At 31.5% G+C, this 24,694-nt stretch carries 26 protein-coding genes; 23 read left to right on the top strand and 3 right to left on the bottom strand.

What is annotated here, in order from left to right; all coding sequences use genetic code 11:
• Window position 1: 1 nt before the first annotated feature.
• The 22 genes from trmB to metA all read left to right on the top strand — a co-directional run bounded on the left by trmB (window position 2) and on the right by metA (window position 19,298).
• Window positions 2–718 (top strand): tRNA (guanosine(46)-N7)-methyltransferase TrmB, encoded by a 717-nt coding sequence (gene trmB / locus FVE72_RS07595; RefSeq protein ID WP_026737871.1) that lies wholly within the window; start codon window positions 2–4, stop codon window positions 716–718.
• A gap of 150 nt (window positions 719–868) precedes the next feature.
• The gene (gene rplU, locus FVE72_RS07590; RefSeq protein ID WP_006806915.1) at window positions 869–1,177 is read left to right on the top strand and encodes a 50S ribosomal protein L21; all 309 of its coding nucleotides are present in this window, start codon (window positions 869–871) and stop codon (window positions 1,175–1,177) included.
• A 27-nt stretch (window positions 1,178–1,204) separates the two neighbouring features.
• A complete protein-coding gene (locus tag FVE72_RS07585; RefSeq protein WP_006806924.1) occupies window positions 1,205–1,540 on the top strand; it encodes a ribosomal-processing cysteine protease Prp in 336 nt (111 codons plus the stop codon).
• Between the two features lie 2 nt (window positions 1,541–1,542).
• Window positions 1,543–1,836, top strand: coding sequence for a 50S ribosomal protein L27 (gene rpmA / locus FVE72_RS07580; protein ID WP_006806923.1), 294 nt, complete (start codon window positions 1,543–1,545; stop codon window positions 1,834–1,836).
• Window positions 1,837–1,976: 140 nt separating this feature from the next.
• Window positions 1,977–2,120, top strand: coding sequence for a hypothetical protein (locus FVE72_RS11510; RefSeq protein ID WP_232049433.1), 144 nt, complete (start codon window positions 1,977–1,979; stop codon window positions 2,118–2,120).
• On the top strand, window positions 2,062–2,331 hold the full coding sequence (locus tag FVE72_RS11650; protein WP_373920391.1) for an SH3 domain-containing protein: 270 nt from the start codon (window positions 2,062–2,064) through the stop codon (window positions 2,329–2,331). Before FVE72_RS11510 ends, FVE72_RS11650 begins: the two co-directional genes overlap by 59 nt.
• A 117-nt stretch (window positions 2,332–2,448) precedes the next feature.
• The gene (gene asnS / locus FVE72_RS07570) at window positions 2,449–3,837 is read left to right on the top strand and encodes an asparagine--tRNA ligase (RefSeq protein WP_036056150.1); all 1,389 of its coding nucleotides are present in this window, start codon (window positions 2,449–2,451) and stop codon (window positions 3,835–3,837) included.
• A gap of 161 nt (window positions 3,838–3,998) precedes the next feature.
• A complete protein-coding gene (locus FVE72_RS07565) occupies window positions 3,999–4,799 on the top strand; it encodes a tetratricopeptide repeat protein (RefSeq protein ID WP_157750821.1) in 801 nt (266 codons plus the stop codon).
• Between the two features lie 25 nt (window positions 4,800–4,824).
• The gene (dprA, locus tag FVE72_RS07560) at window positions 4,825–5,880 is read left to right on the top strand and encodes a DNA-processing protein DprA (protein ID WP_026737869.1); all 1,056 of its coding nucleotides are present in this window, start codon (window positions 4,825–4,827) and stop codon (window positions 5,878–5,880) included.
• Between the two features lie 89 nt (window positions 5,881–5,969).
• The gene (gene topA / locus FVE72_RS07555) at window positions 5,970–8,468 is read left to right on the top strand and encodes a type I DNA topoisomerase (protein WP_036056444.1); all 2,499 of its coding nucleotides are present in this window, start codon (window positions 5,970–5,972) and stop codon (window positions 8,466–8,468) included.
• 12 nt (window positions 8,469–8,480) lie between these two features.
• Complete coding sequence (gene xerA / locus FVE72_RS07550) at window positions 8,481–9,428, top strand: site-specific tyrosine recombinase/integron integrase (RefSeq protein WP_026737867.1); 948 nt, start codon at window positions 8,481–8,483, stop codon at window positions 9,426–9,428.
• Between the two features lie 492 nt (window positions 9,429–9,920).
• Window positions 9,921–11,048, top strand: a complete 1,128-nt coding sequence (yqeH, locus tag FVE72_RS07545; RefSeq protein WP_026737866.1) for a ribosome biogenesis GTPase YqeH — start codon at window positions 9,921–9,923, stop codon at window positions 11,046–11,048.
• Window positions 11,049–11,063: 15 nt separating this feature from the next.
• Window positions 11,064–11,504 carry a hypothetical protein gene (locus FVE72_RS07540; RefSeq protein ID WP_006806908.1) on the top strand — a complete coding sequence of 147 codons (441 nt, stop codon included), beginning with the start codon at window positions 11,064–11,066 and terminating at the stop codon, window positions 11,502–11,504.
• Window positions 11,505–11,566: 62 nt separating this feature from the next.
• Window positions 11,567–12,340: an MBL fold metallo-hydrolase gene (locus FVE72_RS07535; RefSeq protein ID WP_026737865.1), complete on the top strand. Its 774-nt coding sequence runs from the start codon at window positions 11,567–11,569 to the stop codon at window positions 12,338–12,340.
• Between the two features lie 27 nt (window positions 12,341–12,367).
• On the top strand, window positions 12,368–12,913 hold the full coding sequence (locus FVE72_RS07530; protein ID WP_026737864.1) for a uracil-DNA glycosylase: 546 nt from the start codon (window positions 12,368–12,370) through the stop codon (window positions 12,911–12,913).
• Window positions 12,914–12,952: 39 nt separating this feature from the next.
• The gene (ychF, locus tag FVE72_RS07525; protein WP_026737863.1) at window positions 12,953–14,056 is read left to right on the top strand and encodes a redox-regulated ATPase YchF; all 1,104 of its coding nucleotides are present in this window, start codon (window positions 12,953–12,955) and stop codon (window positions 14,054–14,056) included.
• A 41-nt stretch (window positions 14,057–14,097) separates the two neighbouring features.
• Window positions 14,098–14,943, top strand: a complete 846-nt coding sequence (locus FVE72_RS07520; RefSeq protein ID WP_026737862.1) for a mechanosensitive ion channel family protein — start codon at window positions 14,098–14,100, stop codon at window positions 14,941–14,943.
• Window position 14,944: 1 nt separating this feature from the next.
• On the top strand, window positions 14,945–15,553 hold the full coding sequence (locus FVE72_RS07515) for an MBL fold metallo-hydrolase (protein ID WP_026737861.1): 609 nt from the start codon (window positions 14,945–14,947) through the stop codon (window positions 15,551–15,553).
• Window positions 15,554–15,579: 26 nt separating this feature from the next.
• Complete coding sequence (locus tag FVE72_RS07510; RefSeq protein ID WP_026737860.1) at window positions 15,580–16,995, top strand: glycoside hydrolase family 1 protein; 1,416 nt, start codon at window positions 15,580–15,582, stop codon at window positions 16,993–16,995.
• A gap of 279 nt (window positions 16,996–17,274) precedes the next feature.
• Window positions 17,275–17,712, top strand: coding sequence for a D-aminoacyl-tRNA deacylase (dtd, locus tag FVE72_RS07505; RefSeq protein WP_026737859.1), 438 nt, complete (start codon window positions 17,275–17,277; stop codon window positions 17,710–17,712).
• Window positions 17,713–17,744: 32 nt separating this feature from the next.
• Complete coding sequence (locus FVE72_RS07500) at window positions 17,745–18,338, top strand: C40 family peptidase (RefSeq protein ID WP_026737858.1); 594 nt, start codon at window positions 17,745–17,747, stop codon at window positions 18,336–18,338.
• 42 nt (window positions 18,339–18,380) lie between these two features.
• Window positions 18,381–19,298 carry a homoserine O-acetyltransferase MetA gene (gene metA / locus FVE72_RS07495; RefSeq protein WP_026737857.1) on the top strand — a complete coding sequence of 306 codons (918 nt, stop codon included), beginning with the start codon at window positions 18,381–18,383 and terminating at the stop codon, window positions 19,296–19,298.
• Between the two features lie 238 nt (window positions 19,299–19,536).
• On the opposite strand, the gene FVE72_RS07490 is transcribed toward metA, so the two are convergent.
• The 3 genes from FVE72_RS07490 to FVE72_RS07480 form a co-directional block, all read right to left on the bottom strand.
• The gene (locus FVE72_RS07490; protein WP_051411768.1) at window positions 19,537–21,594 is read right to left on the bottom strand and encodes a transglycosylase domain-containing protein; all 2,058 of its coding nucleotides are present in this window, start codon (window positions 21,592–21,594) and stop codon (window positions 19,537–19,539) included.
• Complete coding sequence (gene rlmN / locus FVE72_RS07485) at window positions 21,581–22,654, bottom strand: 23S rRNA (adenine(2503)-C(2))-methyltransferase RlmN (protein ID WP_026737855.1); 1,074 nt, start codon at window positions 22,652–22,654, stop codon at window positions 21,581–21,583. The genes FVE72_RS07490 and rlmN overlap by 14 nt, the downstream gene beginning before the upstream one ends.
• A gap of 63 nt (window positions 22,655–22,717) precedes the next feature.
• Window positions 22,718–23,458 carry a GntR family transcriptional regulator gene (locus FVE72_RS07480; protein WP_026737854.1) on the bottom strand — a complete coding sequence of 247 codons (741 nt, stop codon included), beginning with the start codon at window positions 23,456–23,458 and terminating at the stop codon, window positions 22,718–22,720.
• A gap of 213 nt (window positions 23,459–23,671) precedes the next feature.
• Here FVE72_RS07480 and FVE72_RS07475 point away from each other — a divergent pair, with 213 nt between their 5' ends.
• Window positions 23,672–24,676: a LacI family DNA-binding transcriptional regulator gene (locus FVE72_RS07475; RefSeq protein ID WP_026737853.1), complete on the top strand. Its 1,005-nt coding sequence runs from the start codon at window positions 23,672–23,674 to the stop codon at window positions 24,674–24,676.
• Window positions 24,677–24,694: the final 18 nt, after the last annotated feature.

Raw genomic sequence — 24,694 nt, 5'->3', positions numbered from 1 at the left:
ATTGAAAACTGAAAAAATTGAGAATGAAAAGCAGGCAAAAGAAGTATGGGAATATTTTTTTGAGAAACCGAAAAAAAATTATAACAAATATATTTACGAAATGGTTGAATATCCTGAACATCTTATGTATGATAATGAAAAAGTCGACAGTTATAAAGGCAAATGGGCAGACTTTTTCGGGAATAATAATGATATATTTTTGGAAATAGGCTGCGGAAGCGGGAATTTTGCCGTGGGAAATGCCGAGAAATATAAAGATAGAAATTATATTGCATTGGAACTCAGATTTAAAAGGCTTGTACTCGGAGCGAGAAAGTCAAAAAAAAGAAATATTAAAAATATTCTGTTTATAAGAAAAAGAGGAGAAACAATCCTTGATTTTATAGGAGAAAATGAAATAAGTGGAATTTATATTAATTTTCCTGACCCTTGGGAAGGTGAAGAACATAAAAGAGTCATAAGTAAAGAACTGTTTGAGAAGCTGAATGTTATTCTAAAAAAAGACGGAAAATTATATTTTAAAACCGATCATCAGAAATATTATGAAGATGTAATTGAATTGGTCGATAAGCTTGACGGATATGAGATCGTTTATCATACTGATGATCTGCATAATACGGAAAAAGCAGTAGAAAATATAAAAACCGAGTTTGAACAGATGTTTTTAAGTAAGCACAATATGAATATAAAGTATGTGGAAATTGTTAAGAAAATATAAGAATTTGAAAATAGATGACACTGATTTGTCAATTTTAAAAAGAAATTTGATTTGACAAACGACAGAAAATATGGTATATTATCTCAATAACGCATAAATTGGGTGGCTAATACCCATGATTTAGCGATTTTGATATTTGGAGGTGTGCAGATGTTTGCAGTAATTAAAACAGGTGGAAAACAGTATAAAGTTGAAGTAGGATCTGTATTGAAAGTTGAAAAATTAGCCGCTGAAGTAAATTCAGATGTAGAAATTAAAGAAGTATTACTTGTAGGAGAAGGAGATAACGTAACAGTAGGAACTCCGTTAGTAAATTCGGCTTCTGTTGTAGCTACAGTTAAAGAACACGGAAAAGGTGAGAAAAAAATCAACTTTAAATATAACAAAAAAACTTACTACAGAAAAAAAGGTCATAGACAACAATATACAACTATCGAAGTTAAATCTATAAATGCTTAATGATTTGATAGGAAAGTTGAGATTTCAATGATAAAAATAGAAATTGAAAAAAGAAATGAAAGAATTATATATTTTGAAATTAGCGGACATGCAAACTTTAAAGAATACGGACAGGATATAATCTGTTCTGCAGTTTCATCAGTATCTCAAATGACATTAAACGGATTGATCGAAATATTGAAGTTGAAAAAACTGAAGTATACCGAAAAAGAAGGATATATTGTCTGTGATTTGGAAAAATCGGGATTGACTGATGAAGAATACGAAAGAGCAGATATATTGACTCAATCAATGTTTTCTTATTTGAAAGAAATTGCACGTCAATATGGAAAATATGTAAATTTAAAAATCAGGGAGGTATAAAAATGATATTAAAATTAAACTTACAGTTATTTGCCTCGAAAAAAGGACAAGGATCTACAAGAAACGGAAGAGATTCCAATCCTAAATATTTGGGAGTAAAAAAATACGACGGTGAAGCTGTAAAAGCCGGAAATATAATAGTAAGACAAAGAGGAACTAAATTCCATGCAGGAACAAATATGGGATTAGGAAAAGATTATACATTATTCGCTTTAACTGACGGATATGTAAAATTTGAAAATTTTGGAAAAGGTAAAAAAAGAGTAAGTATTTACGCTGAAAGAAAAGAAGCTTAGTAAATAGATCGAAATAAACGAAAAAGGCAAGATCTTTATTAGATGAAGAGATTGCTTTTTTTGTTTATAAAATAAAAAATTGAAATAAATAAAAAATAATGTTAAAATACATTAATAAAATTTCGGGGAGTGAGTAATTTATGAAAAAGATCTTTTATATGTTGATGTTGATTTTATTATGTATGATGACGAACTATAATTCTTTGGGGAAAAGTAACAAAAAAAATTTCAAAAACAGCATATCAATTAGAGGTATGCTTAGAGCTTACTGGGAAGAAAACTGAAACTTCATATTATAAAGTCAGTTCAAAAGACGGATATGCAAATGTAAGAAAAGGACCTTCAACAAATGCTCCCGTATTAAGAAAAGCCGAAAATGGAGAAATTATACGAATTGACGGGAAAACAGGAGATTGGAAAATAGAAGATTATTATGAAAATGAGACGTGGAAAAAAGGCTATATACACAGTAGTCAGCTTATAGAAGAAAAATAAATAATATAATTTTTACAATAAATAACGATTTTTCTTAAAATTAGTCCGATAATATGCTATAATTGACTGAAAGAAATTAGAGAAAGGAGTTATGCGATGTATTTCGCATAAAGAAAAATGTTGTTAGAATTAAGGGAATTACAATTAAACACTGAAAAATATCTGGATAAAGAAATAGAGTTAAACGGTTGGATAAAAAAAATAAGAAGTCAGAAAAACTTCGGATTTATAGAATTAAATGACGGAACTTTTTTTAACGGAATACAAATTGTTATAGACGATACTTTGCCTAATTTTGAGGAAATATCAAAATTAACAATTTCTTCATCAATAAAAGTATACGGGACACTTGTAAAATCTGAAGGAAAAGGACAGGATTATGAAATAAAAGCCGATAAAGTCGAAGTCTATGATAAATCCGACTCCGATTATCCTTTGCAAAATAAAAGACATACATTCGAGTTTTTAAGAACAATAGCTCATTTAAGACCGAGAACAAATACATTTTTTGCAGTATTCAGAGTAAGATCAATACTTGCTTATGCTATACATAAATTTTTTCAGGAAAAAAACTTTGTATATGTTCAGACACCTATAATTACAGGAAGTGATGCTGAAGGTGCAGGAGAAATGTTCAGATTGACAACACTGGATCTGGAAAAACTGCCGAGAACTGAAAAAGGAGATATAGACTTTAAGCAGGATTTCTTCGGGAAAGAGTCCAATCTTACAGTAAGCGGACAATTAAATGTGGAAACTTTCTGTACGGCATTTAAAAATACTTATACGTTCGGACCTACATTCAGAGCGGAAAATTCCAATACACCGAAACATGCTGCAGAATTTTGGATGATGGAGCCTGAAATTGCATTTGCCGATTTGGATGTAAATATGGATATAATTGAAGAAATGATTAAATACATTGTAAAATATGTTATGGAACATGCAAAAGAGGAAATGGAATTTTTCAATAAATTTATAGACAAAGAGTTGTTTGAAAGACTTGACGTACTTATGAATTCAGGATTTGAAAGAATTACTTATACAGAAGCGATAGAAATACTTAAAAATGCAAAACAGGACTTTGAATATAAAGTCGAATGGGGAATCGATTTGCAGACAGAACATGAAAGATATCTGGCTGAAAAACACTTCAAAAAACCTGTATTTGTAACAGACTATCCTAAAGATATAAAAGCCTTTTATATGAAACTGAACGAAGACGGAAAAACAGTAAGAGCCGTTGATTTGTTGGCTCCAGGAATCGGAGAAATAGTAGGTGGAAGCCAAAGAGAAGATAACTACAATGTTCTTTTGGATAAAATAAATCAAATGGGACTCAATGAACAGGATTACTGGTGGTATCTGGATCTTAGAAAATACGGAAGTGTACCTCATTCAGGTTTCGGTTTGGGATTTGACAGAATACTTATGTACATAACAGGAATGACCAACATAAGAGATGTAATACCTTTCCCTAGAACAACAAAAAATCTTGAATTTTAATTATATAGATATTTTAATGAGATTCTAAGAGAAGTGATTTAAAATATAATGATAAAGGTTATTAAATAAATTCCCGTATTTTCGGAGTTGACGTAGTCACGTAGAACGCGGGTAGCGGGAGTATGAGGGCGGCAATGAGCCCTCATGAAACGGAGGGAAAAATGAAAAAAATAATATCACTCATAACACTTATACTTACTGTTGCCATAATCGTAAAGGGAGATTTATTAGGGAAAATTCAGACAATAGATACGCTTATTCAGCAAGGGAAATATGACAGAGCTGAACAAAGTGCAAGAAAACTTTTGAATGATCCTAATATAACTCCTCAGGAAAAAGCATCGGTACAAAATTTACTGAATGAAATAGCACAAAAGAAAAATGGTCAAAAACAGCAGCAGACTAATCAGCAAGCACAACAGCAGCAACAGGCTACTCAGTCTGAAATTGACAAAATAATAACAGAAGCTACTCAAAACGGAGATGCTGCAAATACGCCTCAAACTGCTGATACAGGAACAGTTCCTGTTACTCAGACTGACGATGTGTCGGACGGTTCAAAATTCGGTACATATAATAACTATGAAAAAGCAGCCCTTGCTAAGAGAAATGCCTCTACTATTTATCAATTATGTCAGTTGTATTTTAAAGACGGATTATTTGAAAGAGCAGCTAATTTAGCAAAAAAAGACACTTCGGGAGATATAAGAAATCTTTATGTAGTTGCTATAAGTTCAAGACTGATGGGTAATTACGATCAGTCTATAGATTATTACAACAGAATATTGGCTTCGTCGCCGGGAGAAGCACAGGCAAGACTGGGGATAGGAATAGCATATAAAGGAAAAGGTGATTACGGAAAAGCCCTTGAGTATTTGAGATCTTACGCATCATCAAATCCTGATAGAGAAGTTACGAGGGAAATTGCGATATTAAACGAAGTAATAGCAAATAACAAATAATAAAAATTAATTGGGGGATTAATTTATGGGGTGGTTGAAGCTCAAAGAAATCGGAATGAAAGACAGTCACATAAGAAAACTTATGGAATATTACAGGACTTATGAAGAGCTGTTCTTAGAAGAAAATTTCAGGCTTTTTAACGGTGAGTTGAAAAGAATGCTGGAAAAGGCTGAAAATATTGATTTAAGTGAGAAATATGAATTATACAGCAAAAAAGGAATAAGGATAATTAACGCAAATGATAAGGAATATCCGAAAAAACTGAAGGAAATCGTTGATTATCCTCTGTTTTTGTATGTTAAGGGAAATGCAAATCTAAATAGCAACGAAAGAAAAAATATAGCCGTAGTAGGCACAAGAAGAGCTACAAAATACGGTAAAAGTTCATGTGAAAAAATAGTGAGAGAATTATTTTCTTATAATATAAATCTTATAAGCGGACTTGCCGAAGGGATAGATACAATAGCATTAACGGCATTTTCTGAAAAAAATGGTAATACTGTAGCCGTTGTCGGAACAGGTCTTGATGTAGTTTATCCTTATGAAAATAAGATGTTATGGGAGAAAATAAGCGATACAGGAATGATAATCAGTGAGTACCCTTTAGGAACGGCACCTCTGAAATGGAATTTTCCGAGAAGAAACAGGATAATAGCAGGACTTTCAGACGGTATTATAATAGCAGAAAGCTTTAAATCGGGAGGTTCTCTTATAACTGCAGAATTGGGATTTTCTGTGGATAGAGAAATATTTGCAATACCGGGATTTATAAATTATCCTTCTTTTGAAGGGTGCAATAATCTTATAAAAGAAAATAAAGCTAAACTTGTAACATGTGCCGAAGATATTGCAAAAGAATTTTTATGGGATATAAATAAAGAAAAAAGTAAAAAAACAAAATTAAATGAAGAAGAAAAAAAGGTGTTCGATTATCTTGAAGAAGAAACAGGACTTGAAGAGCTTATGAAAAAAATCGGAAATGAAATACCTGTAAACAGGATTTTATCATTGCTGATGAGCCTGAAAGTCAAAGGACTTATAACAGAAACAGGAACTGCAAGATATATGCGAATAGTATAAATGAAAAACTTCGTGTTGAAGGACAAAAGAAATACAAGGCGGTAAAAGCCTTGAGAGAAAATAAATATAAGAAATTTGAGGTGAGAGTTTTGGCAAAAAAGCTTGTAATAGTGGAGTCTCCGTCCAAAGCAAAAACAATTGAGAAAATATTGGGAAAAGGTTATGAAGTAACCGCTTCTTACGGACATGTTATTGACTTGCCCAAAACAAAAATAGGAATAGATGTGGAAAATAATTTTGAGCCTAAATATCAGGTCATAAAAGGAAAAGGCGAAGTACTGAAAAAATTAAAAGAAAAATCAAAAAAGGCTAGTACGGTTTATCTGGCATCGGATCAGGATCGTGAAGGAGAGGCTATTGCATGGCATATTTCCAATTATATAAAACAGCCTGAAAAAACCAAAAGAATAGAATTTAATGAAATCACAAAAACTGCAGTGAATAATGCAATAAAAAATCCCAGAGATATAAATAAAAACCTTGTAAATGCACAACAGGCAAGAAGGCTTTTGGACAGAATAGTGGGTTATAAAATCAGTCCTTTGCTATGGAAAACAATAAATAAAAATGCCAGTGCAGGTCGTGTGCAGTCTGTGGCGTTAAAACTGATTTGCGATCTGGAAGGTGAAATTAAAAGTTTTGTTCCACAAAAATACTGGGAAGTAGGAGCATTACTTGAAAACGGAATAAATCTTAATCTTGTAGAAATTCTTAAAGAAAAAGTAGATAAAATCTTTGATGAAGAAGTTGTAAAAAAACTTAAAAAAGAACTGAAAGGTAAATCTTTGACATTGGACAGCATAGAAATCAAGAAAAAAACTCAAAGACCGCCTCTTGTTTTTAAGACAAGCACATTGCAGCAACTGGCTTCATCTTATTTAGGTTACGGGGCTACAAAAACGATGAGAATAGCTCAGCAGCTATATGAAGGGCTTTCCATCAGTGGAGAAAATCGTGGGCTTATAACATACATGAGAACTGATTCCACAAGAATTTCCATGGATGCAATAAACATGGCAAAAGACTACATTACAAATCATTATGGGAAAGAATATGTCGGATACTATGTTACTAAAAATTCCAAGTCCAATGTTCAGGATGCTCACGAAGGTATAAGACCTTCGGATATAAATCTTGATCCTGAAAAAATAAAGGACTCTCTGACGAACGATCAGTATAAATTATATAAACTTATATGGAACAGATTTCTCGTTTCACAGTTTGCTGCAATGAAATATGAACAGATGCAGATAAATGCAGTGAATGGAGATTACAAATTTAGAGGAACTATAAATAAAGTAATATTTGATGGATATTATAAAATATTCAAAGAAGAAGATGAAATAAAAACAGCCGACTTTCCTGAATTAAAAGAGGGAGACAGTTATCTGATAAAAAAACTTAATGTTGAAGAAGGTATTACAAAGCCTCCTACAAGATATTCGGAAGCGACACTTGTGAAAAAACTCGAATCCGAAGGGATAGGAAGACCGTCGACTTATGCTTCAATAGTGGAAACTCTTAAAACAAGGGAATATGTGGAAATTATAGAAAAAAGGTTTCATCCTACCTTTTTAGGATATGAAGTGAAAAATGAGCTCGAAAAAAACTTTGAAGATATAATGAATGTAAAATTTACTGCAATTATGGAAGAGGACCTTGATAAAATAGAAGAGGGAAATGTTCAGTGGGTGGAATTATTAAAAAAATTCTATGATTCTCTGGAAATTCATTTGGAACAGTATGAGAAAGAAATAGAAAAACTAAAAGACAGAAGAATAGAATCGGATGTTCTTTCTTCAGACGGAAGTCCTATGCTTTTAAAAACGGGAAGATTCGGAAAATACCTTGTTTCCGAGACAAATCCTGAAGAAAAAATAACAATAAAAGGAATAGCCGTCGAGCCTGAACAAATTGAAGCGGGAAAAATCTTTATAAAAGAAGAAGTGGAAAAACTTCAGGCAAATAAAAAAGGAATACCGACAGACTTTTTTACAGAAAATGACAAAAGATACATGTTGAAAAAAGGACGGTTTGGAGAATATCTGGAAAGTGAAGATTATGAAAATGATGAAAAAAGAATGTCTTTGCCTTTACCTATAAAGCAGAAATACAAAAAAGGAACACTTAACGAAGTAAACGGGATTTTACAGATAAATGAAGAAATAACGGCAATTATAAATGAAGATAAAAAAATAATAGAAGAAGCGGGAGTATGCGAAAAATGCGGACGTCCTTTTGAAATAAAAATGGGAAGGTTCGGAAAGTTTTTAGCATGTACAGGCTATCCTGAATGTAAAAATATAAAAGCGATTCCTAAAGCAAAATCGGCTTCTGCGAAGAAAAAAACTGCTTCCAAAAAGACGAAGCCAAAGAAAGGAACTGCAGGGAAAACGGCTGCTAAAAAAGTAGCGGGTGAAAATACAACAGTTAAAAAAGCTGCAAGTAAAAAAGAAACAGTTGAAAAAACTTCAACTAAAAAAGCTGTAGCAAAAACAAAAAAAGCAAGCAGCACTAAAACAACGGCTAAAAAAAGTTCAACTGCTAAGAAAACAACTTCAAAAAAATCATCTTCCAAAGATAAATAATGGAGTGTATGTATGGAAAATTCAGAGAAAAATAATAATTTAAAAACATATGTTGATAAATTTTTATATTATGAAGAAGTAATAACAGGAAAAAGTTATAATACAATAAAGAGCTACAAAAAAGATATTATGCAGTTCATAGATTATCTTAATGAATATGAAGAAATTGATGAATTTGAGAATGTTGAAACGATAACTTTCCGTTCGTTTATAGCATACCTTAATTCTACGAGTAAAGAAAATAATGATGAGCGAAAAGTTGTGTCAAAAAGAAGTATTAACAGAAAAATTTCGGCATTAAGAACTTTTTTTAAATATTTACAGGAGAAAAAAATAGTAAAAACCAATAAAGTAAATTATATTACAATGCCCAAATTTGAAAAGGAGTTGCCTAACATTCTCGGCAGAGAAGATATAAATAAATTAAGAGATGCAGTAAACACCTCAAAAATAACGGGAATAAGGGACAGACTTATAATAGAACTGCTTTATTCCAGCGGAATCAGAGCGAGCGAGCTTATAGACTTAAATGAATATATGATAAATATTGAGGAAAGAGAACTGAGAGTAATAGGGAAAGGGAATAAAGAACGAATTACTTTTTTCAGCGAGAACAGTAAAAAATGGCTGGAAAAATATATAGAGGAAAAAAAGAAAAAATATTCCAATTACACTAAAGATGTAGTGTTTGCTAACAGCAAGGGGGAAAAACTTACAACGAGATCACTTAGAAGACTTATAGCCGATTACGCAAAAAAAGCGGGATTACAAAAGGAAGTTACTCCTCACGTGTTCAGACATACTTTTGCAACGGAACTTTTAAATAACGGAGTAGATATAAGGTATTTGCAGGAATTGCTCGGGCATAGCAGTATTTCAACGACACAGGTTTATACTCATGTAAGTAAAGCATTATTGAAAGATGTGTATATGAATACTCATCCGTTGGCGAGAGAATAGGAATTTTTCTTTTTTGAAAAAAAGGAAACAAAAAAAGACCAAAATTTTTAAGTACTTTTTTACAAAAAAGTAGCAAAAACTCCCAACTAAAACTTTTACCTACTTTTTTACAAAAAAAGTAGCAAAAAACCACTCGACTAAAATTTTACTAACTCGAAATAACTCACTACACTATAAAAACAACAAACTCGCTTCGGATTAAAAATCCTTGCTAAAACAGTTGTTTTTATAACGTTCCGTATCGTATTTCTCGAAGTAAAATTTTAATGTCGAGAAAAATATAATGATAAAATGTACATCGTATTACCGTGTAGATGTAGGAGCAAAGGTTGAGAGTAGCGGGAGTATGAGAGTGGCAATAAATTATTATAGGAATTTTAAGTAAGTAAAATTTGAATGTTGAAGAAAAGAAATAGAAAATAAAGTTGTTTTATTTTTGAAATTAGATAAAAATTTCTATAAGATAAGATATAATAATTGGAGGAAGAATTGATTTCAAAGAAATGTACAGGTTGTGGAATAGAACTGCAATTTGAAGATAAAAACAGGGAAGGATATGTTCCCGAGGAAAAATTTATAACAGAAGAAGATTTACTTTGTCAGAGATGTTATAAAATAAAAAATTACGGTCAAAATATAGGAAATAATTTAAAAAAGGAAGATTATTCCAAAGAAGTTGCAAACAGTGTGAAAAAATCCGATATAATACTTCCGATATTTGATATTATTGATTTTGAAGGGTCGTTTACAGAAGAAATACTGGATTATTTGAGAGATTACAGATCGATAATATTAATAAATAAAATAGATTTACTGCCTGATTTTGTGCATCCTACGGAAATAGCAAACTGGGTAAAAGAAAGGCTTATGGAAGAAGATATTATCCCTGATGATATAGGTTTCTTAAGTGCTAAAAGTAAATACGGAGTAAACGGTATTATAAGAAAAATAAACAATCTTTTTCCTGACAAAAAAGTGAGAGCAGTTATTTTAGGAGCTTCTAACGTAGGAAAATCTTCTGTTATAAATCTTTTACTTGGAAAAAATAAAATAACCACATCAAAATATTCGGGAACTACTTTAAAATCTATTAATAACAAAATACCGAAAACGGATATTACGATAATAGATACTCCGGGACTGATTCCTGAGGGCAGAATATCAGATTTGATAAGTGTTGAATCAGGATTAAAGCTCGTGCCTTCAGGGGAGATTTCGAGAAAAACTTTCAAACCTGAAGAAAACAGAGTATTTATGTTTGATGCTTTTTGCAGATTCAAAATTTTGGAGACAGAAAATTCCGATGGAGAAAAATATAAACCGATATTTTCTGTGTATTCTTCAAAAAATGTAAAATTTCATCTGACAAAAGAAGACAGAGTCGAGGAACTTCTTAAGGGAGATTTCTTTGAACTTATGAAAAAAGAGGAAAAGGAAAATTATTTGGAAAATAAATTTGTAACTTATAATACCGAAATTCAGGAAAACGAAGATCTTGTAATAGCAGGTTTAGGTTGGATAAATGTCAAAAGAGGACCTCTTAATATAGAACTTACAGTGCCTGAATATGCCAAAGTAATCGTAAGACCGTCTCTTTTTAGAGGGAGAAAATATAAATAGTATTGGAGTATTGAAATGGCTATAAATGATGAATATGTAACAGGACTGAATAGAAAAAAAATAAGAAAAATAATAGTTAAAACGATAGTTTTTATAACAGTATTTATAACGGTATTTTTTATTGGAGTTTATCTTTTTTCCAAAAGAGTTGAGAAACTTATAAAAGCGGATATACAAATAGAAACTGTAAGACTGGAAAATGCTGTCAAAGAGTTTAAGTCAAAAACAGGCGTGTATCCTGATATAAGCGGAAAAGAAAATAATCTGAAAGAGGTGAAAAGTCCTGACGGCAGATATACGTTCGATCTGTTTTACGGAACAGAAAAAATTTATGAAATACCTGATAATTTAAAAAAAGGGATTATGAAATCCAACAGTGTGAATCTACGAAAAGATAATAAAGGCGGTTGGTTTTATAATACAATGACGGGAGAAATTAAGCCCAACATTGATTGATAAAAATAAAAAGGGGAAAATATGAGGGATAAAATTTGCAGAAAACGGAGAAAAAAGTACAAATGGAATTTTCAGTATTGGGAAGCGGAAGCAGCGGAAATTCAAGCTATATAGAAATGGGGAAAAGAAAATTTCTTATAGATGCAGGATTCAGCGGTAAAAAGACTATTGAAAAATTGAATAATATTGAACGAAGAATAGAAGATATAGACGGGATTTTTGTGACACATGAACATTCGGATCATATACAGGGATTAGGCGTTTTATCGAGAAAATTTGACATTCCGGTATATTTGCATGAGATAACATATGGAATGATAAAAGAAAAAGTAGGAAAAATCGAGAAAAAAAATATCAACTTTATTAATGAAGAAAAAATAACCATAGATGATTGTGTGATAAACAGCTTTGAAGTAATGCATGATGCCGAAAAATGTCTGGGATTTACTTTTGAACACGAGGACAAAAAATTGGCTTATGCAAGTGATGTAGGCTGCACAAATAATATAATAAAAGAAAATTTTAAAAACAGCGATGTTATTGTTGTAGAAAGCAATTACGATTACAATATGCTTATGACAGGACCTTACCACTGGGAGTTGAAAAACAGAGTTAAAGGCAGAAACGGGCATTTATCTAATGCCGAAGCTTCAAAATTAATATCTCAGGTTATGTCCGATAAATTGAAAAAGATTTATCTTATGCATATAAGTAAGGATAATAATACACCTGAATTGGCATATAATTCTCTTTATGAAATATTGGAAAGAGAAAATAAGAGCCATTTGGAAATAGAAATAGTTACTGAAAATGAAACTGTAATTTATAAAATATGAATATAGGAAAAAACGGGGTTGAAATAAATGTGGGATGACTTGGAAACGGAAATAGGAATTTGTACAAAATGTCATTTGGAGAGAATAAGAACGAATCCCGTTACGGGAAAAGGAAGCAGAAAAGCTAAAATATTGTTTGTATTGGAAAGTGTCAGTAAAAAAGAAGATTTAAAAAATGATTTGCTGACAGATAAAAAAGGGGAGTATTTTAAAAAATTTCTTGAATATTCCAAAATAAATCTATCCGAATGCTATTTTACTACATTGACCAAATGCAGCTCTCACGGTGAGCTGATAGAAAACGAATGTATAGTAAAATGCAGAGATTATTTGACAACTCAAATAGCATTGTTAAATCCCGAATACATAATAACTGTGGGAGAAATACCTACGAAAAATTTTATAAAATCTAAAGAGGAAATAAGAGATATGGTTGGGAAAATATACGGATATACAGGTGGCATAAAAATAATTCCTGTTTACGATCTGTCTTATTTGCTTAAAGCGGGAGATAAAGAAAAATGGCAGGTTGTAAAAATACTCGAAGAAATTAACAGAAGAATAAGTGAATAAAGATAAAAAATAATTAATGAAAACAGGAAAGGGAGAAAAATGATAGGAATAGGAATAGTAGGATTGCCTAATGTAGGAAAGTCGACATTATTTAATGCGATTACAAAAACACAGAATGCGGAGGCTGCAAATTATCCTTTTGCAACGATTGAGCCTAATATAGGACTTGTAAGTGTGCCTGACACAAGGCTGAAAGAACTGGAAGAAATTATAAATCCCCAAAGAACAGTAGGAGCAACAGTAGAGTTTGTAGATATAGCGGGACTTGTAAAAGGAGCCTCCAAAGGAGAAGGACTGGGAAATCAGTTTTTATCCAACATAAGAAATACTGCAGCTATATGTCAGGTCGTAAGATGTTTTGACGATGATAATATTATTCATGTAGAAGGAAGTGTAGATCCTGTTAGAGATATAGAAACAATAAACGGAGAACTTATATTTGCCGATTTGGATACAGTAGAAAGAGCGTTGCAGAAAAATACCAAGTTAGCCAGAGGGGGAAATGCCGAAGGGAAAGAGCTTGTAGCGGTACTTGAAAAATGTAAAACTCATTTGGAAGATTTTAAACTTTTAAAAACGTTGACTTTCACTCAAAGAGAAGCTGAACTTATAAGAGTATATCAGTTTTTAACATTGAAACCGATGATGTTTGCGGCAAATATTTCTGAAGACGATTTGTCCAAAGGAATAGAAAATGACTATGTTAAAAAAGTGAGAGAGTATGCTGCAACTCATGAAAGTGAAGTAGTAACATTTTCGGCAAAAGTCGAAGCGGAACTGATAGAAATAGAAGATGAAGAAGAAAGACAGATGTTCATAGAAGAATTAGGGATAAGTGAGCCGAGTTTAAACAGACTGATAAGAGGAGGATTTAAACTCTTAGGACTTATAACTTATTTCACTGCAGGAGAAAAAGAAGTCAGAGCATGGACTATAAGCAAAGGGACTAACGCTCAAAAAGGAGCGGGAGAAATACATACCGATATAGAAAAAGGGTTTATAAGAGCGGAAGTAGTGGCTTACGATAAATTTATAGAATATAAAGGTTGGCAAGGGTCCAAAGAAAAAGGTGCTATGCGGCTTGAAGGAAAAGAATATATTATAAATGACGGGGATGTAATGTTTTTCAGATTTAATGTATAAGTTTGATATATAAAAATTTTTAATTATCTGATAGGAGAAAAATGGGAAATTTTGAGAAGCTTTTTGACTGGAAAACGATTTACCGTTTTCTTGAAACGAATGTATTAAAAATAATCTTTGCATTTGCGGTGTTTAAAATAGCCGGGATATTGAAAAAATATGTGGACAATACTATTAAAATTGTACTTGAAAAATCAAAGATGGATAAAAGTGTGGCTTCATTTTTAAGATCTTCTTTTTCGGTTCTGTACTATATAATTTTAGGCTATCTTCTAATCGGCTTTTTAGGAATAAATCTAACTTCCATAACAACGTTTTTAGGAGCTGCAGGGATAGTTCTCGGATTTGCTTTTAAAGAGACTTTGGGAAATTTTTGCGGCGGATTGATTATTCTGACTTTTAAGCCGTTTAAAGTAGGGCATCTCATAGAATACGGAAAATATATGGGAGAAGTAAAATCCATAGAATTAATTTATACAAAAATAAAAACACCTCAAAATGAACTCGTTATAATTCCGAACGGAATGATAACCAACAGCGAAATAAGAAATGTCACAAAAGAAAAAGTTCGTAGGCTGGATATAAAAATCGGAGTGTCTTATGACAGTGATATTTTAAAAGTAAAAGAAGTGTTAAATGAGATTGTAAATGAAGAAATCAAAAGTGAAGAAAAATTAGTGCTGAAATCTCCTGCACCTACTATCGGAGTATTGGAATTGGCAGAATCATCAGTAGTTTTCTGCGTGTATGTTTATACAAAAAGTGATAATTATTTCAACTTAATGCTCAAAATGAATGAAAAAATAAAAATAAAATTTGATGAAAATAATATTGAAATACCTTATCCTCAAATGGATGTTCATATTTCAAAGAAGGGAGAAGAATAAAATGGAAGTAGAATTATTCAGAAATTGGGATACTCAAGGAAACAGCTATGTTATAACAAAAGGAACAGACTGTTATGTGGTAGATCCGGGAGGTAAAAATATGGCTCCGGTGATTGATTATATTAAAGAAAAAGGCTTGAATCTTGTGGCGGTTTTGCTTACTCATGGGCATTTCGATCATATAATAGGTATTCCTCAAATTATAGAATATAAAGATGTCCCTGTTTATATAAGCGAAAAAGATTATGACTTTTTATATGATCCGAATTTATCACTTTCAACTTGGATAAGAATGGATTTTAAGCTGTCCGATGATGTAAAAGTCATAAAAATGAAAGAAAATGATGAAGTATTCGGATTTAAAATAATAGAAACTCCGGGACATACACACGGAGGAGTGTGCTTTTATGATGAAAATGAAAAATTGATGATATCGGGAGATACTATTTTTAAAGGAACTTACGGAAGAACAGATGTTCCTACGGGAAGTTCCGAGGACATGAAAAATTCCATATCAAGGCTTATGAAAATGGACGGAGATATTATAGTTTATCCGGGACATGGAGATTACACTTATATAAAAGATGAGCGAAAATATTATAATTATTAATAATAAAGAAACGGAGGAAAATTTATATGAGTAAATTGAAATTTCCGAAAAATTTCTGGTGGGGAGCTGCAACTTCAGGACCCCAATCTGAAGGGCGATTTAACAAAAAAAATCGAAATATATTTGATTACTGGTATGATATTGATAAAAAAGCTTTTTTTGATGAAGTCGGACCTGATACAGCTTCAAATTTTTACAACAGTTATAAAGAAGACATAGAACTTTATAAAAAAATAGGATTAAACTCTTTCAGAACTTCTATCCAGTGGTCAAGACTTGTTAAAAATTTTGAAACTACCGAACTTGATGAAGATGGAGTGAGATTTTATAATGATGTAATAAATGAATTTGAAAAAAAAGGAATTACATTAGTTTTAAATCTCTTTCATTTTGATATGCCTATAGAATTACAGGAAAAATACGGAGGCTGGGAATCAAAACATGTAGTTGAGCTTTTTGTAAAGTATGCAGAGAAAGCTTTTGAACTTTTCGGAAATAGAGTGAAATACTGGATGACCTTCAATGAACCTATAGTTCCTGTGGAAGCCCAATATATGTATAAATTTCATTATCCGCTTATAGTTGACGGGAAAAAAGCAATGCAGGTTTTATACAATACTGCTCTTGCTTCGGCAAAAGTCATAAAAAAATTCAGAGATATGAAAACCGAAGGGGAAATAGGAATTATACTGAATCTTACACCTTCGTATCCGAGAAGTGAAAGTGAAGAAGATAAAAGAGCGGCAGAAATATCCGATGTCTTTTTCAATAATTCTTTTTTGGATCCTGCAGTTTACGGTGAATTTCCGAAATTATTGACGGATACTCTTAAAAAAGATAACGTTCTTTGGGAAAGTACTGAAGAAGAATTGAAAATTATAAAGGAAAATACAGTAGATTTTTTAGGAGTAAATTATTATCAGCCTAAAAGAGTAAAAGCAAGAGAAATGGAATTTGATATGTCAAACGGTTGGCTTCCTGACAAATATTTCGAAAATTATGAAATGCCGGGAAGAAGAATGAATATTTACAGAGGTTGGGAAATATACCCTCAGGCAATTTATGATATAGCAAAAAATATTCGCGAAAATTATAAAAACATAAAATGGTTTATATCCGAAAACGGTATGGGTGTAGAAGGAGAAGATAGATTTAAAAATACTGAAGGTATTATAGAAGACGATTACAGAATAGATTTTTACAGAGAACATCTGACTCATCTGCATAAAGCTTTGGAAGAAGGAGCGAACTGTTTCGGATACCATACGTGGACAGGAATAGACTGTTGGTCATGGGCGAATGCTTATAAAAACAGATACGGATTTATTTCGGTAGATTTGGCAACACAGAAAAAGACTGTCAAAAAATCGGGAAACTGGATAAAAAATGTTGCTGAAAGTAATGAAATAGAGGAGTATAATATTTCTTTAGAAAAAAAATAGCAAAAATGTTTTCTTTACCTGCTTTTTTTATAAAAAGCAGCAAAAAACAGTTGACTAAAAATTTTACTAACTCGAAATTACTCACTCTACTATAAAAACAACAAACTCGCTTCGGATTAAAAATCCTCGCTCAAACAGTTGTTTTTATAACGTTCCGTTTCGTATTTCTCGAAGTAAAATTTTAATGTCGGGGAAATAAAAAAAGAATATTTATCTATTGACAAAAGGTATAAATAACATATATTATATAACTATAAATTTTGAAGTGAGAAGGATTTTATGAAAATAATTATTCAAAGAGTTAATAAAGCGGAAATGAATGTAAACGGTACTTTTAAATGTAAAATAGGTAAAGGAATCGTTGCCTATATAGGAATTACTCATGAGGACGAGATTAAGGATATAAATTACTGCATTGATAAACTGATTAATCTCAGAATTTTTGATGACAGTGAAGGAAGACTCAATTTATCTGTTCAGGACATAAAAGGAGAACTTTTGATAGTGAGTAATTTTACTGTTTACGGAAATACAAAAAAAGGTCGACGTCCTGACTATCTTCATTCGGCTCCTGCATCGAAAGCGAAGGAAATATACAATCTGTTTTTGGAAAAATTGTCAGAAACGGAAGTACCTTTTGAAACAGGAGAATTTCAGGCGGATATGAAGATTTATTCTGAAAATGACGGGCCTGTAAATTTGATAATAGAATCTTAAAATTATTTTTATAAAATCGGAAAGGATTCGGAATGAACAGGAAAAAAATAATTATAACGGTAGGTTGTATACTGCTTACTTTAAGTTGTTCAAGTATTGAGAATAATAAGCATTCGGGAAAAGGTACACATTCAGGTAAAACAGTAACAAATGACGAACAGATAGTAAGCGACCGTTTTAAAGAATTGAGAAGAGAACAGGACAGAATTATGTTAAGCGGAACTGCCGAAGAAATAGACAGAGTTATTTTGGAAAATGCTCTTTTAAAATCTTATAACAACTGGAAAGGAACAAGATACGCATGGGGAGGAGATTCTTCAAGAGGAATAGACTGCTCTGCATTGACAAGAAGAGTATACAGAGAAGTTTTCGGTTATGAATTGCCCAGAGTTACTGAAGATCAGGTAAAAGTCGGAAGAAAAGTGTCTGTTAATGATTTGAAACCGGGAGACATATTGTTCTTCAGACCTGAAAACAGAGTAAATCATACTGCAGTTTATCTGGGAAAATCGCTGTTCATAAATGCTTCCTCTTCTAAAGGAGTTGTTCTATCATCTTTGGAAAGTTCTTATTGGGGGAAATACTTTAAATACGCTGTAAGAGTGGATGATGCAAGAAGATCATAAATAGTGAAAATCAATAAAGACTAATTATAAAAGGAGTATTCGATGCCTATAAAAATACCTCATAATTTACCGGCGGTAAATATTCTGGCAAAAGAAAATATATTTGTAATGGATGAAAAAAGGGCATTATCACAGGATATTCGACCTTTAAAATTTATCATTATAAATCTGATGCCTACAAAAATAGAAACTGAAACTCAATTATTAAGACTCTTAAGTAATACTCCTTTACAAATCGAGATTACTTTTTTGAAGATGGACAGTTATATTTCAAAAAATATATCTGCCGAACATATGAAAAATTTTTATAAAACTTTTGAAGATATAAAAAATGAGAAGTTTGATGCTCTCATAATTACAGGTGCTCCTGTGGAAACACTGGAATTTGAAGAAGTGGATTACTGGAAAGAATTAACCGAAGTTATGGAATGGAGCAGTAAAAATGTTTTTTCTACGCTTCATATATGTTGGGGAGCACAGGCAGGACTTTATTATCATTACAACATACCGAAATACAGTTTGGATAAAAAACTTTTCGGGGTATTCCCTTTGGAAATAGAAGATTCAAAAACTATGCTGTTGAGAGGATTTGACGAAATATTTAATATGCCTCAATCCCGCCATACAGGAATTAAAGAAGAGGAAATTAAAAAAAATCCCGAATTGGAAATATTGGCAAAATCGGATTTAGTCGGAGCAAGTATCATAAGAACCAAAGATAAAAGAAAAATATTTGTTACGGGACATATGGAATATGACAGACTTACATTGGCGAATGAATATAACAGAGATATAAATTTAGGGGAAAAAATAGACATTCCTTATAATTATTATCCTGAAAATAATCCTGAAAAAACTCCTCTGTATACTTGGAGAAGTCATGCAAATCTGTTTTTTACAAACTGGATAAATTATTATGTTTATCAGGAAACACCTTATGATTTGAATGAGTTGAAATAGCATGGTTGCTACTTTTTTAAAAAAAGTAGTAAAAATTTTAATGTCGGAGAAATAGAATTATAAATATCATATTAGGTAAAAAGTGAAGTGTAATATGATATTTTAATGTATATTGTCAATCATAAAAACATAAAATAAATATAAAAATAAATTTGTTTAGAAAAATTCCAATATAATAAACATAAATCAAAAGAGGCTGTCTCAAAATAAAATCTTTATTTTTTCAGCCTCTTTAATATTAAAATACTATACCGTCTTTAAATTTAGTTTCACTTTCAATAGGTTCTGTTCCTGCTTTGAAAAGAGCAGTTCTTTTATCCACTCCGTCAGTATCAAGAAGTCCTATTTTCAAGTCGATTTCACGTAATGACAAATCACGTCTTTTTATATAATCGTCGATAAATTCAAAAGTTCCTACATTATAATTTTGAATGTTTACAACCGACTGCATATAAGTTTTCCATATAGGTGCAGCGGCAGCTCCTCCTGTCATTCCTCCACCCATGGATTTATTATCATCATAACCTACATAAACTACAGTTGCAAGAGTAGGTGTATATCCTGTAAACCATGCCGAAATATAATCACTGGTAGTTCCTGTTTTTCCCGCCATCGGAATTAAGTTACCGTTTTTAAATACTTTTGCACTTTGTCCTGTTCCGTAATTTACGGCACTTTCCAGCATATATGTTAATAATGCTACATCTTCCGACTTAAATATCTGCTTTTTCTTAGGTTTTGCTTCGTAAATAACCTCTCCGTATTTATTTTCAATTTTATAAATATACTGAGGAGTTACCTGATAACCCCCGTTGGCAAGGGCTGCATAAAATAAAGCCATATCTATAGGTTTAGTTGAAATAGACCCTAAAGCCAAAGTCAAATCTTTAGGGAAATCCCCTCCGACAACTCCTGCATCACGCCATACTTTCTCTACCGAATCGACTCCTACATACTGAAGAAGTTTAACCGGAATAATGTTATTAGAAATTTCAATAGCTTTTAATAAAGTCATGCTGTCTCTGAATTTTCCGTCATAGTTTTTTGGAGACCATCCCGGAGTAGTAAGCGGAGAATCCTCCATAACACTGCTCATTTCCATACCTTTTTGTAAAGCAGCGAGATAAACCAACGGCTTAAATGATGAACCGGGCTGTCTTAATGCACTTAATGCTCTGTTAAATTCACCCTTTTTGTAGTTCTTTCCTCCAACCATAGCTTTAACATATCCGTTACTAGGATCTATGGAAAATAAAGCACCGTTTAATTTTTCTCTTCTTTTCAAATTATAATTACTTGAAAAAGCTTTATAAGCGGCTCTTTGCATATCCAAATCAACAGTTGCATATATTTTGTAACCGTCAAAAAGGAAATTGTGATCGTCTTCGTCAACTTTCAAAATTTTCTTTACTTCGCTTAAAACAATAGTTGTAAATTCAGGAGCAATATTTGAAGTAGAAATCTGTTCTTCTTCATTTTTATTTTTACTATCTGTGTTTACAAATGCTATTTCTTCAGATTTTGCCTGTTCATATTGCTGTTCGTTTATAAATCCGAAATTTCTCATTTGAGTAAGCACTATTTCCTGTCTTTTTTTAGCATTTTCTATTTTTGAGTATTTAGAAGGAGATTTAGGCAAACTTGCTAATACTGCTGCCTGAGCGATAGTCAAATCCTTAGGTTCTTTATTGAAATATTTCAATGCGGCATTTTTAATGCCGTAAGCCCCTCTTCCAAAATAAATAGTATTCAAATAATTTTCAAGTATCTCGTCTTTAGTATATTTCCTTTCTATCTCGAGAGCAAGTATAGCTTCTTTCATCTTTCTGACAACAGTTCTTTCAGGTGTCAAAAAAGCATTTTTAGCCAACTGCTGAGTAATTGTACTTCCTCCTTCACGTCTTTTACCTGTAAGAGTCAGAAACATTGCCCGTCCTGTTCTCACAAGGTCAAATCCGTAATGTGTCCGGAATTTTCTGTCTTCTATTGCTAAAAAAGCATTCTGAACATTGAGCGGAACGTCTTTTATGCTTATCGGATCTCTGTTTTCAACTGTTATAGTATCAAGCTGATTTCCGTTCATATCGTAAATTATTGACGGAGAAATAGGACTGTAACTTTCAATCAGTTCTGTAGGTGTTTCTCCCCTCAATGTAAATATCATATATGCAAAAAATCCTATTCCTGCTAATACCAATACCCCAAAAAGTTTTAAAAAAAATGAAAGTAAAGTTCTTTTTTTCTTCTTTTTTGGAGATTTTGTATCAGGTATATTAGTTTCCTTATTGTTTTCCATTATCCATCTCCTTTTTGGCCTTAAGCTGACCGCATGCGGCAGCTATATCCTGACCCTTTGTTTCACGTAAAGTAACATTAACATTTTTATCTTTAAGTAGAGTATAAAATTCTCTTTGCTTCTTCTTAGAAGGAGTGCTGTAAGGCTTTCCTGCAACAGGATTGTAAGGTATAAGATTAACCAGACAGGAAAACGAATGTAAAAAATTCATAAGCTCGAAAGCATCTTTTGTTTCACAGTTCAAATCATCTATGAGAATATACTCGAATGTTATTCTGTTTTTAGTTTTTTTCTGATAATTTATAAGAGCTTCTTTCAACTCTTTCACTTTATACGTTTTATTAATAGGCATAAGTTCCGATCTTATATCGTCTTTTACCGAATGCAGAGAAATCGCCAGATTAATTTGATTTTCGTCTTCTGTAAATTTATTTATGACAGGAACAATACCGCTTGTAGATATTGTAAAATTTCTCTTGGAAAAATTTTGCCCTTTATCTGAATTAAGTATATTAATAGATTCAATAACATTGTCATAATTTAAAAAAGGTTCGCCCATTCCCATGAAAACAACATTTCCGAGTTTCTCGTTTTTTTCTTTCAAATAGTTCTGTATGTGATAAAACTGCATTAAAATCTCCGAAGCATCGAGATTTCTTTCATATTTCATAGTAGCGGTGGCACAGAAATCACATCCTATAAGACACCCTATCTGCGAAGACACACATAAAGTGTGACGGTTTTTGTGAGATATAAGTACACTCTCGATTAACCTTCTGTCTTTCAGTTCAAAGAGAAACTTTTCCGTGTCCCTGTCTTCTGAAATCTGATGACTTCTATGAACCAATTTGGGTAAAGTAAATTTCTCTTTTAAAATTTCTCTGTCATGCTTGGAAATATTTGTAAATTTGTCAAAATCAAAGACAAGTTTATTGTGAAGCCAGTCATAAACCTGATTTGCATTGAACTTTTTAAGTCCCGTATCTGCAAATACATTTTGTAATTTTTGTAAATTCAATCCAAGTATATCTATTTTATCTTTTGTATTTGTTACTGTCATTAAATTAACTTAAAACTGTCTATAAAATTTTATTGTTTAAGACAGATTTTTCCTCCTTTTTTATTATTTTTCTATATTGTTAAGTATAACTTTATATTCGTATTTATCTCCTCTTGCATAAGAAATAGTGTATTCTATGACACGATTTTTTTCGTAAGTCAATCTTTTTATAAGCATACACGAAGATTTTTCTTTATATCCCAAGTTGTCGAGAATTTCTTTGTCTTTAATAATAAGTGAAGAAAAAGACTCTGTTGCTTTGTCAAATGACACATTATACTGCTCTTTAAAAATAGAATACATGGGCTTTTCATTTAACAGTTCCGGATCAAAATTTTCAAATCTGTTTAAAGGAATATATGTATCCTCATACATTATCGGTTCGTCATTAATTAATCTTAATCTGGTAATATGCAAAATATTCACTGTCAACGGAATTTTAAAAATTTCGGAAAATTCTTTATCCGACGGAATAACTTCATGTTTTAATACTTTTGAAGACGGAATTTTTCCCGCTTTTACAGTTTCTTCATAGAAACTGTAAAAAGAAGTCAGTTCCTGTTTTACTGTCTTGTGAGATACAAATGTTCCGTTCCCGTGCAACCTGTATACAAGATTATCTTCCTGAAGTTTTTGAAGAGCCTGTCTTATCGTGGCACGACTGACTTTGAATGTATCCGCCAAATCTCTTTCAGGCGGTAAAGCCTCTCCTTCTGAAAGTTTTTCATTTGTTATTAAAGTTTTAAAATGCTCATAAATCCTATAATATAAAGGAACAGTAGGAAATTTATCAGTTGATTTCACTTATACAAATCCTTTCTAAAATTTCTTTCCTATATAATATCATATTTTGATAAAATAAAACAGAGAATAAATTCGGTTTAATTTTAAAAATTTTTTTGAAAAGGTATTGACAAAATGAAAAATCATATTATAATTATGCTAAATAAATGATATAAACCAATTTGTAAAAATGACAGATTTAATTATAAATCTGACTGCAGAAATGGATAATTAATGATTCAGAAAAACAAAAGTACAATAAAAGATGTTGCAAAAAAGACGGGATATTCTATTCAGACTGTTTCAAGAGTAATAAATAAAAGTCCTGATGTAAAAGAAAGTACAAGAAGAGTTATCGAATCGGCAATAAAAGAGCTTGAATATAAGCCTAATTTCTATGCGAGAAATTTGAATAGTAAAAAAAATGTGAACGTTCTTATAAGTATAAGAAGAGAAAAAGGACATGATACTACAATTTGGTTAAATAATCTTGTAAATGAAATAATAGTGGCAAATAATACACCTAAAATTTCTATTTTCGTCGAGCAGTTTTATGAAGAAAAAGAATTGAAAAAATCTTTACTGTATACAACAAGTAATTTTATAGACGGAGCTGTAATTTTTAATAAATTGGAAGATGATTCGAGAGTTTCTTATTTGAAAAATAATAATGTGCCTTATGTAATTTTCGGAAAGTCATCAAAAGAAGAAGAAATATTTGTAGCGAGTGATGATTATAATTCATTTATTAACGGAACGAAATATCTTTTTAAAAAGGGTGTTAAAAAAATAGATTTTATAACAGGAAATGATACTTTTAAGGAAGATGACAGGGAAAAAGGAATTGCAGATGTCTATAGAGGGAAAAATATAAATTTGAAATATTTTAACGTAATGAGAAAAATGAAAAATCAGGAAAAAATTTACAGAGAAGTTATGAAAAAGATAGAAAATAATCAGTTACCGGAAGCATTTTTTATATCGGGAGATGAAAAAGCGGCAGGAGTTCTCAGAGCATTAAATGAAAAATCTATAAAAATTCCTGATGAAATAATGATTTTAGGATATGATAACATACCTATTTCAAAATATTATTTTCCGTCGTTATCGACAATAGATCTGAATTATAAAAAAACAGCCGACAAGCTTTTCAGAAAAATTATAAATTTAATAAACGGTAAAGAAGAAAAATCAGAATTTGTAGCAGGAGAACTGATAATAAGAAACAGTACGAAATAAACTGAAAAAAATTTAATT

Origin of the sequence: Pseudoleptotrichia goodfellowii, assembly GCF_007990505.1 — a bacterium.
Lineage (GTDB): Bacteria > Fusobacteriota > Fusobacteriia > Fusobacteriales > Leptotrichiaceae > Pseudoleptotrichia > Pseudoleptotrichia goodfellowii.
Note: the sequence above shows the minus strand (reverse complement) of the source record. Positions and strands in the feature narration are given on the sequence as shown.

What these genes read in the sequence shown, in the direction of transcription:
- FVE72_RS07565 (WP_157750821.1), top strand. Translation starts at nt 3,999, where the DNA reads ATGAAAAAAATAATATCACTCATAACACTTATACTTACTGTTGCCATA.
- FVE72_RS11510 (WP_232049433.1), top strand. Translation starts at nt 1,977, where the DNA reads ATGAAAAAGATCTTTTATATGTTGATGTTGATTTTATTATGTATGATG.
- FVE72_RS07490 (WP_051411768.1), bottom strand. Translation starts at nt 21,594, where the DNA reads ATGGAAAACAATAAGGAAACTAATATACCTGATACAAAATCTCCAAAA.
- FVE72_RS07540 (WP_006806908.1), top strand. Translation starts at nt 11,064, where the DNA reads ATGGCTATAAATGATGAATATGTAACAGGACTGAATAGAAAAAAAATA.
- FVE72_RS07520 (WP_026737862.1), top strand. Translation starts at nt 14,098, where the DNA reads ATGGGAAATTTTGAGAAGCTTTTTGACTGGAAAACGATTTACCGTTTT.
- FVE72_RS07585 (WP_006806924.1), top strand. Translation starts at nt 1,205, where the DNA reads ATGATAAAAATAGAAATTGAAAAAAGAAATGAAAGAATTATATATTTT.
- dtd (WP_026737859.1), top strand. Translation starts at nt 17,275, where the DNA reads ATGAAAATAATTATTCAAAGAGTTAATAAAGCGGAAATGAATGTAAAC.
- asnS (WP_036056150.1), top strand. Translation starts at nt 2,449, where the DNA reads ATGTTGTTAGAATTAAGGGAATTACAATTAAACACTGAAAAATATCTG.
- rplU (WP_006806915.1), top strand. Translation starts at nt 869, where the DNA reads ATGTTTGCAGTAATTAAAACAGGTGGAAAACAGTATAAAGTTGAAGTA.
- FVE72_RS07515 (WP_026737861.1), top strand. Translation starts at nt 14,945, where the DNA reads ATGGAAGTAGAATTATTCAGAAATTGGGATACTCAAGGAAACAGCTAT.
- metA (WP_026737857.1), top strand. Translation starts at nt 18,381, where the DNA reads ATGCCTATAAAAATACCTCATAATTTACCGGCGGTAAATATTCTGGCA.
- ychF (WP_026737863.1), top strand. Translation starts at nt 12,953, where the DNA reads ATGATAGGAATAGGAATAGTAGGATTGCCTAATGTAGGAAAGTCGACA.
- rlmN (WP_026737855.1), bottom strand. Translation starts at nt 22,654, where the DNA reads ATGACAGTAACAAATACAAAAGATAAAATAGATATACTTGGATTGAAT.
- FVE72_RS07500 (WP_026737858.1), top strand. Translation starts at nt 17,745, where the DNA reads ATGAACAGGAAAAAAATAATTATAACGGTAGGTTGTATACTGCTTACT.
- dprA (WP_026737869.1), top strand. Translation starts at nt 4,825, where the DNA reads ATGGGGTGGTTGAAGCTCAAAGAAATCGGAATGAAAGACAGTCACATA.
- FVE72_RS07475 (WP_026737853.1), top strand. Translation starts at nt 23,672, where the DNA reads ATGATTCAGAAAAACAAAAGTACAATAAAAGATGTTGCAAAAAAGACG.
- FVE72_RS07535 (WP_026737865.1), top strand. Translation starts at nt 11,567, where the DNA reads ATGGAATTTTCAGTATTGGGAAGCGGAAGCAGCGGAAATTCAAGCTAT.
- xerA (WP_026737867.1), top strand. Translation starts at nt 8,481, where the DNA reads ATGGAAAATTCAGAGAAAAATAATAATTTAAAAACATATGTTGATAAA.
- rpmA (WP_006806923.1), top strand. Translation starts at nt 1,543, where the DNA reads ATGATATTAAAATTAAACTTACAGTTATTTGCCTCGAAAAAAGGACAA.
- FVE72_RS07510 (WP_026737860.1), top strand. Translation starts at nt 15,580, where the DNA reads ATGAGTAAATTGAAATTTCCGAAAAATTTCTGGTGGGGAGCTGCAACT.
- FVE72_RS07530 (WP_026737864.1), top strand. Translation starts at nt 12,368, where the DNA reads ATGTGGGATGACTTGGAAACGGAAATAGGAATTTGTACAAAATGTCAT.